Source organism: Streptomyces sp. NRRL F-5727 (genome assembly GCF_000719555.1).
Classification (GTDB): Bacteria; Actinomycetota; Actinomycetes; order Streptomycetales; family Streptomycetaceae; genus Streptomyces.
Window position 1 is genome coordinate 1 of sequence record NZ_JOGX01000005.1, and the last position, 16035, is coordinate 16035.

19 protein-coding genes are annotated in these 16035 nt (G+C 73.7%); 9 read left to right on the plus strand and 10 right to left on the minus strand.

Annotated features, from left to right (window positions below; all coding sequences use genetic code 11):
- Positions 1–557 (plus strand): VOC family protein (locus tag IF73_RS0105415; RefSeq protein WP_234338165.1); only part of this gene is annotated, 557 nt, incomplete at its 5' end.
- Here IF73_RS0105415 and IF73_RS0105420 read toward each other — a convergent pair.
- Complete coding sequence (locus tag IF73_RS0105420; RefSeq protein WP_031004003.1) at positions 554–1456, minus strand: GNAT family N-acetyltransferase; 903 nt, start codon at positions 1454–1456, stop codon at positions 554–556. The genes IF73_RS0105415 and IF73_RS0105420 overlap by 4 nt on opposite strands.
- Before the next feature lie 515 nt (positions 1457–1971).
- On the opposite strand from IF73_RS0105420, the gene IF73_RS38535 reads away from it, so the two are divergent.
- Positions 1972–2124 carry a hypothetical protein gene (locus IF73_RS38535; protein ID WP_158821920.1) on the plus strand — a complete coding sequence of 51 codons (153 nt, stop codon included), beginning with the start codon at positions 1972–1974 and terminating at the stop codon, positions 2122–2124.
- A 36-nt stretch (positions 2125–2160) separates the two neighbouring features.
- Here IF73_RS38535 and IF73_RS0105430 read toward each other — a convergent pair whose 3' ends face one another.
- Both IF73_RS0105430 and IF73_RS0105435 read right to left on the minus strand, forming a co-directional pair.
- Positions 2161–3012: an RCC1 domain-containing protein gene (locus IF73_RS0105430; protein ID WP_031004007.1), complete on the minus strand. Its 852-nt coding sequence runs from the start codon at positions 3010–3012 to the stop codon at positions 2161–2163.
- A gap of 90 nt (positions 3013–3102) precedes the next feature.
- Positions 3103–3843, minus strand: coding sequence for a hypothetical protein (locus tag IF73_RS0105435; protein WP_031004009.1), 741 nt, complete (start codon positions 3841–3843; stop codon positions 3103–3105).
- A gap of 76 nt (positions 3844–3919) precedes the next feature.
- Here IF73_RS0105435 and IF73_RS0105440 point away from each other — a divergent pair, with 76 nt between their 5' ends.
- Positions 3920–4492 carry an ArsR/SmtB family transcription factor gene (locus IF73_RS0105440; protein WP_031004011.1) on the plus strand — a complete coding sequence of 191 codons (573 nt, stop codon included), beginning with the start codon at positions 3920–3922 and terminating at the stop codon, positions 4490–4492.
- A gap of 54 nt (positions 4493–4546) precedes the next feature.
- Here the strand turns inward: IF73_RS0105440 and IF73_RS40275 are convergent, their stop codons facing one another.
- Both IF73_RS40275 and IF73_RS40280 read right to left on the minus strand, forming a co-directional pair.
- Positions 4547–4792 carry a hypothetical protein gene (locus IF73_RS40275; RefSeq protein WP_031004013.1) on the minus strand — a complete coding sequence of 82 codons (246 nt, stop codon included), beginning with the start codon at positions 4790–4792 and terminating at the stop codon, positions 4547–4549.
- Complete coding sequence (locus IF73_RS40280) at positions 4789–5250, minus strand: hypothetical protein (protein ID WP_158821922.1); 462 nt, start codon at positions 5248–5250, stop codon at positions 4789–4791. The genes IF73_RS40275 and IF73_RS40280 overlap by 4 nt, the downstream gene beginning before the upstream one ends.
- 96 nt (positions 5251–5346) lie before the next feature.
- Here IF73_RS40280 and IF73_RS0105455 point away from each other — a divergent pair, with 96 nt between their 5' ends.
- Genes IF73_RS0105455 through IF73_RS0105465 form a run of 3 tightly spaced genes read left to right on the plus strand, consistent with a single transcriptional unit; the run spans position 5347 to position 6835 of the window.
- Positions 5347–6186 (plus strand): helix-turn-helix domain-containing protein, encoded by an 840-nt coding sequence (locus tag IF73_RS0105455; RefSeq protein WP_031004017.1) that lies wholly within the window; start codon positions 5347–5349, stop codon positions 6184–6186.
- On the plus strand, positions 6186–6374 hold the full coding sequence (locus IF73_RS0105460) for a DUF397 domain-containing protein (protein ID WP_031004019.1): 189 nt from the start codon (positions 6186–6188) through the stop codon (positions 6372–6374). The genes IF73_RS0105455 and IF73_RS0105460 overlap by 1 nt, the downstream gene beginning before the upstream one ends.
- Positions 6371–6835: a pyridoxamine 5'-phosphate oxidase family protein gene (locus IF73_RS0105465; RefSeq protein WP_031004021.1), complete on the plus strand. Its 465-nt coding sequence runs from the start codon at positions 6371–6373 to the stop codon at positions 6833–6835. Before IF73_RS0105460 ends, IF73_RS0105465 begins: the two co-directional genes overlap by 4 nt.
- 27 nt (positions 6836–6862) lie before the next feature.
- Here IF73_RS0105465 and IF73_RS0105470 read toward each other — a convergent pair whose 3' ends face one another.
- Positions 6863–7579, minus strand: a complete 717-nt coding sequence (locus tag IF73_RS0105470) for a flavodoxin family protein (RefSeq protein ID WP_031004024.1) — start codon at positions 7577–7579, stop codon at positions 6863–6865.
- A 538-nt stretch (positions 7580–8117) separates the two neighbouring features.
- Here IF73_RS0105470 and IF73_RS0105475 point away from each other — a divergent pair.
- On the plus strand, positions 8118–9263 hold the full coding sequence (locus tag IF73_RS0105475; protein ID WP_037878342.1) for a Cmx/CmrA family chloramphenicol efflux MFS transporter: 1146 nt from the start codon (positions 8118–8120) through the stop codon (positions 9261–9263).
- On the opposite strand, the gene IF73_RS0105480 is transcribed toward IF73_RS0105475, so the two are convergent.
- Positions 9223–9750, minus strand: a complete 528-nt coding sequence (locus IF73_RS0105480; RefSeq protein WP_031004028.1) for a hypothetical protein — start codon at positions 9748–9750, stop codon at positions 9223–9225. The genes IF73_RS0105475 and IF73_RS0105480 overlap by 41 nt on opposite strands.
- A gap of 285 nt (positions 9751–10035) precedes the next feature.
- Between IF73_RS0105480 and IF73_RS0105485 the strand changes: the two genes are divergently transcribed.
- Together IF73_RS0105485 and IF73_RS0105490 are read left to right on the plus strand one after the other, a co-directional pair.
- A complete protein-coding gene (locus IF73_RS0105485) occupies positions 10036–12285 on the plus strand; it encodes a glycosyl hydrolase family 95 catalytic domain-containing protein (RefSeq protein WP_031004030.1) in 2250 nt (749 codons plus the stop codon).
- A gap of 106 nt (positions 12286–12391) precedes the next feature.
- Positions 12392–12700, plus strand: a complete 309-nt coding sequence (locus IF73_RS0105490) for a putative quinol monooxygenase (protein WP_031004032.1) — start codon at positions 12392–12394, stop codon at positions 12698–12700.
- 12 nt (positions 12701–12712) lie between these two features.
- Here the strand turns inward: IF73_RS0105490 and IF73_RS0105495 are convergent, their stop codons facing one another.
- From IF73_RS0105495 to IF73_RS0105505, 3 genes are all read right to left on the minus strand, one after another.
- The gene (locus IF73_RS0105495) at positions 12713–13657 is read right to left on the minus strand and encodes a hypothetical protein (RefSeq protein ID WP_031004034.1); all 945 of its coding nucleotides are present in this window, start codon (positions 13655–13657) and stop codon (positions 12713–12715) included.
- Between the two features lie 79 nt (positions 13658–13736).
- Complete coding sequence (locus IF73_RS0105500) at positions 13737–14759, minus strand: zinc-dependent alcohol dehydrogenase (RefSeq protein ID WP_031004036.1); 1023 nt, start codon at positions 14757–14759, stop codon at positions 13737–13739.
- Positions 14756–15910: a mandelate racemase/muconate lactonizing enzyme family protein gene (locus IF73_RS0105505; protein WP_031004038.1), complete on the minus strand. Its 1155-nt coding sequence runs from the start codon at positions 15908–15910 to the stop codon at positions 14756–14758. Before IF73_RS0105505 ends, IF73_RS0105500 begins: the two co-directional genes overlap by 4 nt.
- Between the last annotated feature and the right edge of the window lie 125 nt (positions 15911–16035).

Here is a 16035-nt window from a genome sequence, read left to right on the forward strand (position 1 = left end):
CCGCCACCCCCGACCCCGCCCCCGTCCAGGCCGTCCCCGAGGGCTACACCACCGTCACGCCCTGGATCATCGGCTCCGACACGGCCGGCCTCATCGACTACCTGGAACGAGCCTTCGGCGCCGAGGACCTGGGCCGCTTCGTGCTGGACGACGGCACGATCGGCCACGCCGAGCTGCGCATCGGGAACGGCCGGATCATGGCCTTCGACAGCCCGCCGGGCTGGGCGCCGACCCCCGCGTTCCTCCGCCTGTACGTGGACGACGCGAGGGCCGTCCACCGGCGCGCGGTCGAGGCCGGCGGTACCTCCGTCACCGAGGTCACCCACCTGTTCTTCGGTGACCTCGTCGGCCGCGTCCGCGACCCCTACGGCAACCTCTGGTGGATCCAGACGCACCTCGAGGACGTCGACGAGGCCGAGATGAACCGCCGTCTCGGCGACCCCGTCTTCACGAAGGCGATGGAGTACGTCCAGGGGGCGCTGTACTCCCCGCCGGGCGGCGGGGAGCAGGACGGCGGGGAGCAGGACGGCCCGGGCGCGCGGGCCGCCCTTCGCTAGGAGCCCGCGCGGCTCACCGGATGGAAGTGGACGCGCTCCCTGATGACGGGGAAGCCGGCCTTGGCGAAGTGCGCCGCCATGGGGACGTTGCCCCGGTCCGTCGCCGCGCTGACGAACTCCGCCCCCTGCTCCACGAGGAAGTGGGTGCACTCGGCGAGCAGGTCGTACGCGTACCCGTGACCGCGCTGTTCCGGGACGACCCCGATGAAGCCGATCGTCGGCCCGGACGGGTTGTGGGCCGGGATGTGGATCCCCGCCAGCTCGCCCTCCGGCGTACGAGCGACCTGCCACCACTCCCGTGGGGACGGGCACCAGTGGAAGAAGTCCAGCTCCTCCTGGGCGGCCTGGTCGAGGCCGCCCTCCTCGACGGCCCTGAGCGCGTGGGCGTCCAGGGTGACGGAGTGGATGCGCCGCAGCGCGTCGAAGAACACGGCGTCGTCGGGCTCGGCGTCGAACCGCAGGCGGCCGGGCCGCCCGGGCAGCCCGAGCTCCGGCGTCCACCGGTACAGGAAGCGTTCCACCAGGGGTTCGTACCCGGCGGCCCGGGCGGCGGCGAAACGCGCCTCGGCGGCGGCGCGCCGGCCGGCCTCCTCCCGCCAGTCGCCGGGCAGGTTGATCTCCAGCTCGACCCGCCAGGGCGCGGACCGCAGCAGCTCGGCCCCGGCCTCCTCCTCGCCCTCGGCCACGTCGAACCAGTTGATGTTCACGGGCTCCGTGTCGTCGGGCCCGCCCCACCAGGCCCCGCGCGCGACGACCTCGCCGTCGCGCAGCGCGACCCGCTTCCACTCGGGGCGGAAGAGGGTACGCCGATGGTTCTCTCGGGCCCCGAGGGGATCGGGGAGCGCGTCGAAGAGCTGAACGTCGCTCGCGGAAAGCGTGCGGATGACCAGATCGGTCATGGGATGTCCTCCGGGATGCAGGCTGTGTGGTGCGCTCCCGGCCGGCCGTCAGAACTGACGGACCACCACGCCGGACCGGTGGAAGGGGGAGCGCTGGAAAGGTGTGAACCGCACGGCACTCGCCTCCTTCCGTCCGTATCAGGGCGTGGAGCCCCACCGTAGGCGACAAGGCGCGGGCCCGTCCACGCATTTCGGGGCCGGGACGGAAGCCGGAGTGAACTTTGCCGGGTCACGGCAACTTCGAGCGACGAAATGGGTGCGCCGAGGCCGAAGAACCGGCGTCGCTCCGTGCGTAGGGTCCATGAACGGCAGGCCGGGCTCCTCGAAAGCGAGTCGTGCGCCCGAGACCCTGCCAGGACGGGAGGCAGGACGCCATGTCAGGCGGGAACTCGGGCTCCGGCCGTGTGCGAGGCACAGTTCGTTCCCTGGACCGGGCTTTGGGCGGAGAGGAGCCTCCGACCCGGTTCCAGCAGTGGGTGGCGCGCCACCCGGTCGCCGCCGGCTTCGGTACCGCCGTGGCTGTCGGGCTCGTTCTGTCGCTGTTCGAGGCGGGTCTGAGCGCGCTGGTGCCGGCGCTGGTCGCCGGACTGATCTACGGCTCGACGGCGGTCGCGGAGCGGCGCCGGCAGGCGCGCCTCCAGCGCAGGGGCCTCTGGGACGGCGTGTAGCGTGCCCGGCTCGCTCGGCGGCACGGAGGCGGGCTGTCATGGAAGCCGGATCCCGGTCCAGGCGTCGACCGCACACCGGCCGTCGGCGGCGTTCCCCGCGGACAGGACCGTGCCGTCGGCGCGCAGGCCGAGGGTGTGCGTCGAACCGGCCGCGACGGCGACGATGTCGCGCCAGTCGCCGACGTCGCACTGTCCGTGGCTGTCGTCCCCCGTCGCAAGGGCCCGGCCGGACGCGGTGACCCCGACGGTGTGGTGGCTGCCCGCGTCGAGCGCCACCACGTCCTCCCACGCGTCGACCTCGCACGCCCCGGTCGTCCGGTCTCCGGTCGCGACGGCCCGCCCGTCGGCTCTGAGGCCGACGGTGTGGCAGTACCCGGCCGCGACGGCGGCGAGGTCACGCCACCCTTCGACGGCGCACTGACGTCGTCGGTCGTTGCCCGTGGCCACCGCGGAACCGTCCGCCCGGACGCCGACCGAGTGCCAGTCACCGCACGAGACGGCGACCATCTCGCGCCAGGACCCCACGTCGCACTGCCCTTCGGCATTCCGGCCGACCGCCAGCACGCGGCCGTCCCGAAGCAGCCCGAGGGTGCGGCGCCACCCCGCGGCCACGGCCGTGACGCCACGCCAGTCGGTGACGTCGCACTGTCCGTCGCCGTTCCACCCCGTCGCCAGCACCGTGCCGTCCGAACGCAGTCCGACCGTATGGGATCTGCCCGTGTTCCTCGCGGTGTGCACGTTGCCGGCCGCCACCTCGACGACGTCCACCCAGCCCTCGACGCGGCATTCGCCGGCCGCGGAATCGCCCACGGCGCGTACGGTCCCGTCCCAGCGCCGTCCGACCGAATGACGTCGTCCCGCTGCCAGCGCCAACGGACGAGTAAGCATGCTTCCTCCTCGAAGAGGCCCGCCGGTCCAGCCGGTCCAGCTGGTCCTGTCGGTCCAGTCGGTCCAGTCGGTCCAGTCGGTCCAGTCGGTCTAGAGGTACGGCCGGATGGCCACCGTGACATCCATGGCGAAGACGTTCGCCCCCGCCGCGGACGGCAGGCCCAGGAGCCGGTCGACCGCACGGCCCAGGGTGCCGCAGCCGCCGGCACGCGGGGCGGCGAACTCCGCGTCCTGGGCGCCGAAGGTGACGACCAGGGGGTCCCTGGATATCACCCGGGTGGGAGCGGTGTCCTTGAGCACCAGGCGGACCGCCTCCGCGTCGCCGCCCACCGAGCAGCCCGACGACGGCAACGCCGGCAGCCCGTGCGCCGCGCCTATGGCGAACCTGACGTCGAACTCGCCGCGCCGGGTCTCGTCGGACAGGAAGTCCGCGTAGCCGCCGTACTGCGGAGTCAGGGTCAACGGGGTGCCTCCCACCCTGATGGGCGCAGCGGTCATCCTCCCGAAGACCTGGCGGAACTCACCGCCCACCCGGCCTTCCGCGAAGGCGATCCTCATCGGCTCGGTGAGCGGCTCGTCGACGGCGCCCATACGCAGGTGCCCCGTGGCGTGCATGACCTCGCAGCGCCACGTCCCGGGGTCCGCACCCGCGGGCAGTTCGTCCACGGTCGGACAGGCGGAGAAGTCGAACTCCGGCAGCTCCGCGCCCCGTTCGGTTCCATGCGCGGGTGCGGCGCCCAGGGCGAGCCCGGCGAGAAGCACCCCCGCGGCAGCACGGGTGAAGCGGCGGACGGTGCGAGGGCGATGCGAGGTCACTCGGTTCGTCGTCATACCCACAGCATTGCAGAGATTTCTCTGCAGAGGAAGGTCTGCAGAGAAAAGGCTGCTGTCCGGATACACTGGCACCATGACGGAAGAACGCGGAGCGGAAGCCGCGGGGCGGCGCACGGTCGACAGTCCCCAGGCGCTCAAGGCCCTCGCACACCCCCTGCGCCTGCGGATCCTGCGCCACCTCGGCGCGGTGGGCCCGGCCACCTCGACCACGCTCGCCGCCGCCCTCGGCGAGAACACCGGGACGCTCAGCTACCACCTGCGCATGCTGGAGCGCAGTGGCCTCATCGAGGACATCCCCGAGCGCTCCGCCGGACGTGAGCGCTGGTGGCGCGGGGTGCGCGGCCTCGACATCCGCAGACCGCCCCAGGATGAGCTGACCGACGCCGAGCGCGCCCTGTCGGCCGAGCTGGACCGGATGAGGATGGAGGAGGACGTCGAGCTCGCCCGGCGGTTCACCGCCGGACAGGCCGAGTCCGACGGCTGGATGCGGGGTTCACGCAGCCTCACCCACCTCACGAAGGGCGAGTTGGACGCGTTCCACGACGACTATCTGGCCCTCCTCGCACGCTACGCCCGAGGGCCCGAGGAAGCCCCCGACGACGCCCGCCCCGTACTCCTCCGCTGGTTCGGCCTCCCCGCCGACTGAGCGAACGGCTCACCGTGCGCGAACCCTGGTGACGAGGTGGCGCTGGTGGCCACGTCAGCCACTGCCTTCCTCGTCCCCGGCCGCCCCGGTGGTCACGAGCGCGATGTACTCCAGACAGACCGCGAACGTCCTGTGCCCCGTCGCGGCCGTGTGCGTCACGCAGCCGGCCGCGCCGTCCACCGGCTGCGGCGTCGGCTCCGACTCCCACACGCACCCGCCGTCCATGCAGCGCGCGGTCATCGTGAGTTCGGACTCCGGACCCGGATGCCTCCCCATCCGGTAGACCGGAACCACGGTCACGGCAGCTCCCGGGGAAGCGTCAGTTTCGGCTCGTCGTGCGGGTGGTTGCGGATCTCGACCCGGAAGTCCGCCGCCGCGGAGTGGTCGTGCGTCCTGCGGTGGTGCCGCTCGTGCTCGGCGGCGACCGTGCAGGTGACGCACCCCGGCGTCGGCACGGCCGGGGGCGCGGGGTCCACGGAGAGGACGACGGGCGGCTCCGGAAACCGCCGCGGCGGGGGATCGGCCGCGGCCGCCGCCGGGACGGGTGTGGTGAGGACGCGGATCAGCGCGCGCTCGTCGTCGGACGGCCGGCGCAGCTCGTACGGCGCCGCCGTCCATACGACCCCGCCGCCGGGCCGCTGCAGGTGCACGAACTCGCCGTCCCAGGCGGTCACCTTTCCGAGGCGCGGGCGGCCCTCGGGGGTGTCCGCCGCCATGAACGTTCCTAGGTCGGGGACGGGATGGTCGCTTCCTGGCATGGGTGCGCTCCTCTCTGTAGCCGTTTCGCTACGCGGTGCACCCAGCGTGACCTACAGTCGAAGCGTCCTCAACGTACGAATTTCTGGGGGAGAGTGGTGGGAAACCGCAAGAGGCTTGACCCGGACAGCGGCCCCATGGCCGCGTACGGGGCACGTTTGCGCAGGATGCGGGAGGAACGAGGCTGGACGCAGGAGGAGCTGGCCACGCGTACGGGGTACTCCAGCAAGCACATTTCCGGCGTCGAAATCGGTAGTCGACCCTCAACTCTCAAGTTCTCGGGAGCTGTAGACAGGGCGTTCGGTCTTACGGGTGCCGAAGAGTCGTTCGACCGCGAGTGTCGACAGGTACGGCACGGGGTGCTGCTGGAGGGCTTCCCCGAGTACGTCCACCAAGAGCGGCGAGCCGTGGAGATCCGTCTGTTCACCACGGGGATCATTCCCGGACTGCTTCAGACCCGCGAGTACGCACGCGCTTTGGCGGCGAGCAACGTCGCTCGCGGTGTCATCACGGCCGAACAGGCCGAGGAGCGCATGGCGTACCTCGCGGAGCGGCAAGAGATCCTGGAGCGGCCTTCGCCTCCGATGCTCTTCGTCGTGCTGGACGAGAGCTGCATCCGCCGTCCGATCGGCCACCCCGGTGTCATGGCGGCTCAGCTCGAGCGTCTCATCGAGTTCGCTGCGAACCCGTTCTCGGTGGTCCAGATGGCGCCGTTCGCCATGGGCGAGAAGCGTCCGTTCGACCTGCCCGTGAACCTGGTCACCCTCTCGGACCGGACGGTGCTCTGCTACGCGGAGTCGCAGGCGCGCGGGCACTTGGAGAGGGAGAGCGGAACCGTAGCGGCGATGCTCACGGGCTACCATCAGCTTGCGGCGGAGTCGCTGTCCCAGGCAGACAGCGTGGCCATGATCGAAGAGGTACGAAAGGGCATGCTGTGATGACCGAGCACCCCTGCTGGTTCAAGTCTTCCTACAGCAACAACGGCGGGGACTGCGTCGAGGTCGCCCACAACCTCGTCCCCACCCTCGGCCTCGTCCCCCTCCGCGACTCCAAGGTCCCGGCCGGACCCGCCCTCACCGTCTCCGCCGCCGCGTTCACCGCCTTCATCGAAGCGGTCAAGCGGTGACCGGCAGCGCCATTCCGCCGCGCGACACCGCGCAGCGGGTCAAGGACGTACGGGCGCGCCTGGAACGGGAGACGGACCTCTGGGTCGCCTCCGCCGGACCCGACGGGCTGCCCTACCTCGTGCCGCTCTCCTTCCTCTGGGACGGCAGGGACGTCTGGCTCGTCACCCGGCTCACCAACCCCACCGGCCGCAACCTCGCCGCCAACCCCCGTACCCGACTCGCCCTCGGCGACACCCGGGACGTCGTCCTCCTCGACGGCGAGGTCACCACGTACACCCACGACGAGGTCCCGGCGGAGGCCGCCGACGGCTTCCACGCCAAGACCGGCTGGAACGCGCGCCGTTCGGGTCCCGCGTACCGCTGGTTCCGGGTCCGCCCGACGGACCTCCAGGCGTGGCACGAGGAACCGGAGCTCGCGGGCCGGCAGGTGATGACGGGCGGGGAGTGGGCCGACGCCTGACGGGTGACGGGTGCGGACGGCGACCGCTCAGCGGTGTTCGGGGTTCTCGAAGTCGAATCGGCAGCCCGCGTCCCACCCGGCGCGCTGGTTGCCGTACGCCGGGATGCCGCCGGCGTCCTTCAGCATCCGGGCGAGGTGCAGCAGGTTCCACGTCATGAACGTGGTGTTGCGGTTGGTGAAGTCGTTCTCCGGGCCGCCCGAGCCCTCGTCCAGGTACGACGGGCCCGGGCCCGCCGGGCCCACCCAGCCGGCGTCCGCCTGCGGCGGGATCACGTACCCCAGGTGCTGCAGGCTGTAGATCACGTTCATCGCGCAGTGCTTGGCGCCGTCCTCGTTGCCGGTGATCAGGCAACCCCCGACCCGCCCGTAATAGGCGTACTGACCGCGGTCGTTGAGGATCGACGAGCACGCGTACAGGCGCTCGACCACCTGCTTCATGACCGAGGAGTTGTCGCCCAGCCACACGGGTCCGGCCAGCACGAGGATGTCCGCGGCCATCACCTTCGAGTAGACGACCGGCCACTCGTCGGTCTCCCACCCGTGCTCGGTCATGTCCGGCCACACACCGGTCGCGAGGTCGAGATCCACCGCCCGCAGCACCTCGACGCCGACCCCCTGGCGCTTCATGATGCCGGTGCTGATGTCGATCAGCCCCTGTGTGTGGCTGCGCTCGGGCGACCGCTTGAGCGTGCAGTTGATCACCAGCGCGCGGAGATCACGGTAGGACGGGTCGGCGTCGGTCATCGAGGCATCCCTTGCGAACGAGTGGGCGGTCGGACGCACGCCCGGTCGCCGACGTCGACAGGGCCCCGGGGCGGTCCGGCCGAGAATCCCGTCCACTGTCTCGCCCCGGCGAGCGGAACGACCGAACGCCGCGCCAGAGGCGGCGGCGAAGCCGGCCCCCGATCACCCGCCTGGCCCGCACCGCCGACCGAGGACGGGCCGCAGTCCGAGCACGGCGAACGCCTTCCTCGCACGGCGACCAGCCTCCGCACCGCCCCCCCCGCCCACGGAAACCAGGTGCGGGGGAGCGGGGGCGGCGCGTAGCCTGCCCGGCATGTCCGGTCCTGAGGCATCCAGAGCGGGGGGCTCGCGGTCACGCCGCCAGCCCCTGAGCCTCCGCATCTTCTGAGCCGGTGAACAGGCACCGGCCGCCGCAGCGCGATCAGCGCCGTGCGGGCGGTCGGGTGTGTCCGCGCGGCCGGGGACGGCGAGGGCGGCGGGCAGGCGGCGGTGACGCGACGACGTCCCCCGTCCTGTTCGTCCCGCCTCGGAGTCTGCTGTGCCCCTGCCCCTGTATCTGCTCGCCCTGGCCGTCTTCGCCATGGGCACCTCGGAGTTCATGCTCGCCGGTCTGCTGCCGGAGATCGCCCGTGACCTGGGGGTGAGCCTCGGCGCCGCCGGCACGCTCACCTCCGCCTTCGCCGTCGGGATGGTGATCGGCGCGCCGCTGACGGCCGTGCTCGCACGGGGGTGGTCCGCGCGGTCCGGGCTGCTCCTGTTCGTGGTGGTCTTCCTCGGCGCGCATGTCGTCGGTGCCGTGACGACCAGCTTCCCCGTCCTCCTCCTCAGCCGGTTGGCCGCCGCCCTCGCGAACGCGGGCTTCCTCGCCCTGGCCCTGACCTCCGCCACGGCCATGGTCCCGGCGGACCGGAAGGCCCGGGCGCTCGCCGTGCTCCTCGGCGGGACGACCGTCGCCACCGTCGCCGGCGTCCCCGGCGGCGCGCTGCTCGGCTCGCTCGCCGGATGGCGGGCGGCGTTCTGGGCCGTGGCCGCGCTGTGCGTGCCCGCCGCGCTCGGCGTCCTGCGCGGCGTCCCCGGCGGCCGGGCCGAACCGGCCCCGCTGCGGGGCGAGTTCCGCGTGCTGCGCGCGCCCCGGCTCGTACGGGTCATGGTGCTCGCCGCGCTGGTGAACGCCGCCACCTTCGGCGCCTTCACCTTCCTCGCGCCGGTCGTCACCGGGCCGGCCGGGCTCACCGCGCCCTGGGTCTCCGTGGCCCTCGTGCTGTTCGGCGCGGGCTCCTTCGCCGGGGTCACCCTGGCGGGGCGGTTCGCCGACCGGCACGCGGACCGGCTCCTCGCCGTCGGCGGGCCGCTGCTCCTCGCGGGCTGGCTCGCGCTCGCCGCGCTGGCGCACCGGCCGGCGGCCCTGCTGGTCCTGCTCCTCGTCCAGGGGGCCCTGTCCTTCGCCCTCGGCGGCACGCTCATCGCCCGGATCCTGTACGAGGCGGCCGGGGCGCCCGCGCTCGCCGGGGCCTACGCCACGGCCGCCCTCAACGTGGGGGCCGTGGCGGGGCCGTTGCTGGCGGCGCCGGTCCTGGTACGGCCGACGGGGCCGTTCCTGCTGAGCGCGGGGCTCGTCGCCGCCGCGCTGGCGTTCGCCGCCGTCAGCGGTAGTCGTCGGGGTGGTCCTGCATCCACGTGTTGATGAAGTCCCGGGTGCCGATCAGCTCCTTCTGGTGCTTCTTCAGGTTCTCGAAGGAGCTGTCCCCGGCGAGGGTCCTGTTCAGTTCCGCGATCCGGGCGATCGGCTCGGGGAAGTGGCCGGGTCCCTTCGGGTCGGCCTTCATGGCCGCGTCCAGCTCTTGGAGTTCCTTGTGGACACGGCCCAGGAAGTAGGCGCAGTCCGTCGCGCAGGAGTCGTTCAGCGTCGCCTGGAGGGTGGCGAAGGCGTCACGGACGGCTTCGCCGGAGCCGGGTGCGTACGGGTCGGACGAGGTGGCTGCGGTGGCGGGCGTCGAGTCGTCGGGCAGGGCGTCGGGGCCCTTGGACGCGGCGGTCGCTGTCGCCGTCGCGGACGGACGGGGAAGCTCCACCGTCCGGTCCGGCTCCGGCGTCGTCACGCACGAGACGGCGAGTGCGGCGAGCGTCGCCGCGAGAAGCGCGGTACGGCGTACGGAAGTCGTGCTGGTCATGGGCCCCCCAGGTGGACGATCACGAGAGCTTAGCCCGCCGTACGCCGGAGGTCCGGCACCGGAAGGCTTCGGTGCCGGACCCCGGGGGTGTCCGACCGGCCACCGATGCGTGATCGGCGGCAACCTTCACGCTGTCGGCGGCGACAGAGACGTAGCCCCCGTTCCCAGGTGCAGAAGGAGGTGACCGTCACCGCGGCACACCGCGACCTGCTCACCGGCACCACCGTCGACGACACACCCTCACCCCCTCGACCGCTTCGGCGCCGCCGTCCTGGAGGAGCACCCATGACCGAACCCGTGCACGGCACCTGGGAGCCCGCGCCCGCCATCCGCTGGGAGGACGCGTTCCTCGCCGGGAACGGCCGGCACGGGGCCATGGTGTACGGCGATCCCCGGGACGACCGGGTGATCGTCACCCACCACACCCTCGTACGCCCGCACCACCGGCCCGGCGACACCGACCCGCCCCGTCTCGCCGACCGGCTGCGCGCCCTGCAGGACGCCCTCCTCGCCGGCGACCTGACGGCGGCCGAGACCTTCACCGACGGCCGACCGCTGCGCTGGATCCAGCCCTTCCACCCCGGCTTCCAGACCCGCGTCCGCGCCGACGCTCCGGCCGAAGCCCCGGCCGACGGCCCAGCCGGCACCCCCGGTGCGCGGCGCGAGGTCGACTTCACCACCGGCGTCGTCACCGCCACCGCCACCGCCGGCGCCACCCCCGGCGACCGCACCAGCCGGGTCTTCGTCTCCCGCGCCGACGACGTCCTCGTCCAGTACGTCACGGAGCCCGGTCCCCGCGTCCGCGTCGAGCTCGACCACCGCCTCGACGGCGCCCCGCCCGGTCTCACCGCCGCCCACGGCATCGCCACCGCCCACGGCGAGACCGTCCTCACGCTCGCCGCCCGCTACCCCGACTCACCCCTCGGCTACACCGGCGTCACCCTCGTCGTCGCCGACACCGGCCGGACCACCCTCACCGACCGGGGCATCCGCGTCGAGGGAGCCCGCCGGCTCCTGCTGCTGACCCGGGTCCGGCGGCACGACGGCCCGTACGACCCCGCCGAGGAGGCCGCCGCCCTCCGCGCCGTCGCCGGCGAGGGCGGCCCCGCCGCCGCGTACACCCGGCTCCTCGAACGGCACACCGGCCTCCACCGCGCCGCCTACCGCCGGGTCGCCCTCGACCTGGCCGCCGACCCGGCCGAACGGGCCCTGCCGGGCTCGGCGTTGCTCGCCCGCCCCGCCGGACCCGCCCTCCTGGAACGTCTCTTCGCCGCCGGCCGGTACCACCTGCTCTCCTCGTCCGGGCTGTTGCCGCCCCGGCTCTGCGGCCTGTGGACCGGCGACTGGGACACCGCCTGGGCCGGCGGTTTCACCACCGACGCCAACCTCGCCCTGCAGACCGCCTCCGCCGTCGCCGCCGACCTCCCCGAGGTCACCGAGGCCCACCGTGCCTTGATCCGGGGCCAGTTCGCGGACTGGCGGGACAACGCGCGGGCCGTCTTCGGGACCCGGGGCATCGTGGCCCCCGCCCACACCGACGGCGAGAGCGGCCACGCGTACCACTTCGACCGCGAGTACCCCCTCCACCTCTGGACCGCCGCCGCCGACTGGCTCCTCCTCCCGCTCCTCGAAGCGGACGAGGCCGCCGGCCGCCGCGACCCCTGGCTCACCGGCCTGCTCCTCGAACTGGCGCGGTTCTACGAGGACTTCCTCACCCGCACCGGGCCCGACGGACACCTCGCCGTCGTCCCCTCCTACTCGCCGGAGAACCGCCCGGACGGCGGCAGCTGGGGCGCCGTCAACGCCACCATGGACCTCGCCGCCGCCCGCCACGCCCTCACCGCCGCCGCCGGCCGGGCCGCCGCCCCACGGGCCGCCCGGCTCCGCGCCCTCGCCGACCGCCTCCCGCCCTACCGCGTCAACGCCGACGGCGCCCTCGCCGAGTGGGCCTGGCCCGGCCTCGGCGACCGCTACGACCACCGGCACCTCAGCCACCTCTACCCCGTCTGGCCGCTCGACGCGATCACCCCGTACGACACCCCCGGCCTCGCCCGGGCCGCCGCCCGCGCCCTCGAACTGCGCGGCAGCGAGAACGACTCCGCCCACGGCCACCTCCACCAGGGGCTGATCGCCGCCCGGCTCGGCGACGCGGACCGCACGGGCGACGCCCTCCGGCGGGTCCTCGGCGGCGACTACTTCCACGCCTCCCTGATGAGCGCGCACTACCCGAAGCGGGACGTGTACAACGCCGACGCCGCCCACGCCCTGCCCGCGCTGCTCGTGGAGGCGCTGGTCCGCTCCACCCCCGACCGGCTCGTGCTGCTGCCCGCGCCGCCGCCGGGGCTCTGCGCGCGCGGCCGGCTCACCGGGGTGCGGACCCGGTTCGGCGCCCGGATCGACCTCGCCTGGGCACCGGGGGAGTACACGTGCGTGCTCCGGCCCGACCGGGACGCCGCCGTCGAACTCCGCGCGCCGGGGCAGACACGGCGGCTGACCCTCCGGGCGGGGAGGGAGCACCTGCTCGCCGGCCCGTGACGACAGAACGGTTCAGTATTGACACTGAACTGGTCGGTGTAGTTCAGTCGTCGGCGACGGCGGGCCGGGCGGCCCGGACCGCCGGACGGACGAGGGAGGCGGAGAGATGTTCGCGGTGATCTACCGGTGGAAGGTGCGGCCGGGGCGGGAGCAGCAGCTCATGGACGGCTGGCACCGGGTGACCCAGGCGATCCACCAGGAGTGCGGCAGCTACGGCTCCCGCCTGCACCGCTCGGACGACGACACCTGGGTGGCCTACGCCCGCTGGCCCGACCGCGAGACGCGCGAGAAGTGCGGGACCCCCGACCCGGAGGGCGAGGCGATGATGCGGGAGGCGATCGCCGAGTACTTCCCCGAGACCCGCCTCACCCTCGTCGACGACCTGCTGGCCGAGCCGGTGACCGAGGCCCGCTGAGCGCCCGGATCCTCAGTCCGTGACGGGGAAGCGGGCCAGCGGGCCCGGGTCGTGGGAGCCGGCCGGGGACATGGTCGCGGCGGCGCCGTGCCGGGCGAGCTGGTCGAGCACCAGCCGTCCCCGGCGTACCCGTTCGCGTGCGGTGGCGAGGGCGTGCTCGCGCAGGTGGGTCCCGTACGGATAGATGCCGGCGGCCCGGCTCAGGCCGAACTTCAGGTACAACGGCGCCGCTCGGCGCACCAGTTCGGCCACCTCGTGCAGGCGGACGTAGCCGCCGAGGTCGTCCGGGGCCTCCACGTACAGGTCCATCGGCGCCCGGCTGACCCGGCGGATCTCGGTGAGGTGCGCCGTCGTCAGGTCGGACGGCACGTTGAGGGAGTCGGCGCCCAGCCGCTCGTAGACGGCGTACGACGCGGGGTTCACGGGACCGATGAGCGCGGACACCTTGAACCGGGTCTCCGACGGCAGGATTCCGGCGGTACGGAGCCGGTGCAGCGTCCAGAGCACGCCCTCGTCCGCCACCAGCAGTGCCCGCACCCCCAACTCGGCGGCCCGCAGGGCGTCTTCGACGCAGCCCGCGAGCGCGTCGTGGCCCCGGGCCCGCGGGCCCGCGCCACCCGAGTCGGTGCGGGTCGCCGCACCGGTGTCCCAGGTGCCGCGCGGCCCGGTGAACAGGCAGAGCTCGACGGACCGTTCGCGGCAGACCGCCACCATCTCCCGGATCTCGGCGTCGGTGAGCATCCACACGCCGCTGCCCTGGCTCACCCGGTGCACCGGCACGTCGAGCCGCGCGCTCTCCGCGAGGACCGCCTCCAGCGCCTCCGGCCCCTCCACGGACGGCACCTCGGTGCGCCACCGGCCGCCGTCCGGGAAGGCGTGCGGCGAGGCGTCGGCGGGATCGGGCGGCGGGACCGGGTGGCCGATGCGGCGGAGGGCTTCGGTTCCTGGATGGCGCATCGGACTCCTCGGTTCGACGGGTCGGACGGGGCAGGGGGCAGGGGCACGCGGAGACCGGGCGGGCCGGTACGGCGGGGGCTCAGGGCCTCAGCAGGACCTTGCCGACCCTCGGGTCGCCGCCGCCGACCAGGGCGAGCGCCTCGGCGAAGCGGTCGAGCGGGAACTCGTGGGTGACGAGCGGCGCCGGATCGAGCAGTCCGGTCGCGAAGGCCCGCACCGCGTCCGCCCAGGCGGCCGAGGGGGCGCCGAAGACGCTCCGCAGCTCCAGCTGGTTCAGCGAGAGGTGCACCGGGTCGATGCCCGTGGCGCCCTCCGCGAACATGCCCGTGAGTACCACCCGGCCGCCCCGGCGGGCCAGCAGACAGGCCGAGGCCGCCGTGGTGGGAGCCCCTGCGGTCTCCACCACCAGGTCGAACTCCCCGTGCGCGGCCGTGGCGGCCGCCGGGTCCAGGACGCGGGTCGCGCCGAAGTCGCGGGCCCGCTCCGCCCGGGCCGCGCGCGGGTCGATCACGGTGAGCGCGGCGGGGGAGGAGGCGGCGAGCCACTGCGTGGCGAGCAGCCCGAGGGTGCCCGCGCCGACCACCGCCGTCCGCTCTCCCGGGCGCGGGCGCCCGGCCCGGACCGCCGCCGCGACCACGGCCGCCGGTTCGAGCAGCGCGGCGGCCCGCAGGTCCGCGCGCTCGGGCAGCAGGTGCAGCAGCCGGGCGGGCACCACGAGCCGGTCGGCGAAGGCGCCCGGCTCGGTGAAGCCGGTCTCCGCGTACCCGGCGGTGCACAGGCTCGTCTCGCCGTCCCGGCACCGCCCGCACCTCCCGCAGCAGCGGAAGCCCTCGGCGACACAGGGCCGGCCGACCAGGTTCCGGTCCACCCCGGCGCCGACCGCCTCGACGGTGCCGGACCACTCGTGCCCCGGCACCACCGGGTACCGCACGAAGCCGGGCGCCCGCCGCCCCTCGTACACCTCCCGGTCGCTGAGGCAGATCCCCGCGGCGAAGACCCGCACCAGGACCTCGCCCGGCCCCGGCGAGGGCCGCGGGCGCACCACCAGCCGGTGGACGCCCGGCCGTTCGACCAGGACCGCGCGGTCGGGCCGGTCCGTCACCTCGGCCGCCTCCGCTCCCAGCCCTCGGCCCACAGGTCGAACCGGGCGCGCTGCTGCGGGAATTCGGCGGCCGCGTCCACGTCCAGCTCGACGCCGAGGCCGGGGGCGTGCGAGACGGGGAAGCAGCCGGTCTCCGGGTCGATCTCGGGGGCCCCGCGCACCACCTTCTTGATCTCCGCGTCGGCGAAGTCGTTGAAGTGCTCCAGAACCTTGAAGTTGGGCGTGCAGGCCGCGAGTTGGAGGGAGGCGGCGGTGAGGACCGAACCGCCGACGTTGTGCGGGGCCACGGTCACGTAGTGGGTCTCGGCGGTCGCCGCCAGTTTGCGGGCCTCCAGGATGCCGCCGATGTGGCCCACGTCGGGCTGGATGATGTCGGCGGCCTGCGACTCGAAGAGCTCGCGGAACTCGATCCGGTCGTGGATCCGCTCGCCGGTGGCGATCGGCAGTTCGGTCTTCTCCGCCACCTTCGCCAGCGCCTTCAGGTTCTCCGGCGGCACCGGCTCCTCCAGCCACGCCGGCCGGAACGGGGCGAGTTCGCGGGCCAGCCGGACGGCCGTGGCGGGGGAGAAGCGGCCGTGCATCTCCACCATCAGCTCGGTGTCCGGCCCGATCGCGTCCCGGACCGCCTCGATGAGGGAGACCGCGTACCGCGAGGCCGCCGGGTCGAGTTCGAGCCGCCCCGCGCCGAACGGGTCGATCTTCAGGGCCCGGTAGCCGCGCGCGACGACCTCGCGGGCCGCCGCGTGGTACGCCTCCGGGGTGCGCTCGGTGGTGTACCAGCCGTTCGCGTACGCCGGCACCCGGTCCGTCACCCGTCCGCCGAGGAGCTGCCAGACCGGCACCCCGAGCGCCTTGCCCTTGATGTCCCAGCAGGCCGTCTCGACCACCGCGATCCCCGACATGACGATCTCGCCCGCCCGCCCGAAGTCCCCGTACTTCATGCGGCGGACCAGGTCCTCGACGGCGAACGGGTCCGAGCCCGCGATGTGGTTCGCCTCCGCCTCGCGCAGATAGCCGAGCAGGGCGTCGGTGTGACCGAGCATCCGGGTCTCGCCGACCCCGGTCAGCCCCTCGTCGGTGTGGACCAGCACATAGGTGAGATTCCGCCAGGGCGTGCCGACGACATGAGTGGTGATTCCCGTGATGCGCACGGTGGAGGCTCCAGGGTGTTCGTCATTCCGGACGGGGTACGGCGAGGTGGCGCGACCGTAGGCAGCGGCGTCGAGAGGCGTCAAGGGAGAGCTCCGGGGGAGGGGCCGTTGCCCAACCCCCGGTC

Excerpts from the sequence above, each read along its gene's own strand:
- IF73_RS0105420 (WP_031004003.1), bottom strand. The coding sequence starts at position 1,456 with ATGACCGATCTGGTCATCCGCACGCTTTCCGCGAGCGACGTTCAGCTC.
- IF73_RS0105430 (WP_031004007.1), bottom strand. The coding sequence starts at position 3,012 with ATGCTTACTCGTCCGTTGGCGCTGGCAGCGGGACGACGTCATTCGGTC.
- IF73_RS0105435 (WP_031004009.1), bottom strand. The coding sequence starts at position 3,843 with ATGACGACGAACCGAGTGACCTCGCATCGCCCTCGCACCGTCCGCCGC.
- IF73_RS0105440 (WP_031004011.1), top strand. The coding sequence starts at position 3,920 with ATGACGGAAGAACGCGGAGCGGAAGCCGCGGGGCGGCGCACGGTCGAC.
- IF73_RS40280 (WP_158821922.1), bottom strand. The coding sequence starts at position 5,250 with ATGCCAGGAAGCGACCATCCCGTCCCCGACCTAGGAACGTTCATGGCG.
- IF73_RS0105460 (WP_031004019.1), top strand. The coding sequence starts at position 6,186 with ATGACCGAGCACCCCTGCTGGTTCAAGTCTTCCTACAGCAACAACGGC.
- IF73_RS0105470 (WP_031004024.1), bottom strand. The coding sequence starts at position 7,579 with ATGACCGACGCCGACCCGTCCTACCGTGATCTCCGCGCGCTGGTGATC.
- IF73_RS0105480 (WP_031004028.1), bottom strand. The coding sequence starts at position 9,750 with ATGACCAGCACGACTTCCGTACGCCGTACCGCGCTTCTCGCGGCGACG.
- IF73_RS0105485 (WP_031004030.1), top strand. The coding sequence starts at position 10,036 with ATGACCGAACCCGTGCACGGCACCTGGGAGCCCGCGCCCGCCATCCGC.
- IF73_RS0105490 (WP_031004032.1), top strand. The coding sequence starts at position 12,392 with ATGTTCGCGGTGATCTACCGGTGGAAGGTGCGGCCGGGGCGGGAGCAG.
- IF73_RS0105495 (WP_031004034.1), bottom strand. The coding sequence starts at position 13,657 with ATGCGCCATCCAGGAACCGAAGCCCTCCGCCGCATCGGCCACCCGGTC.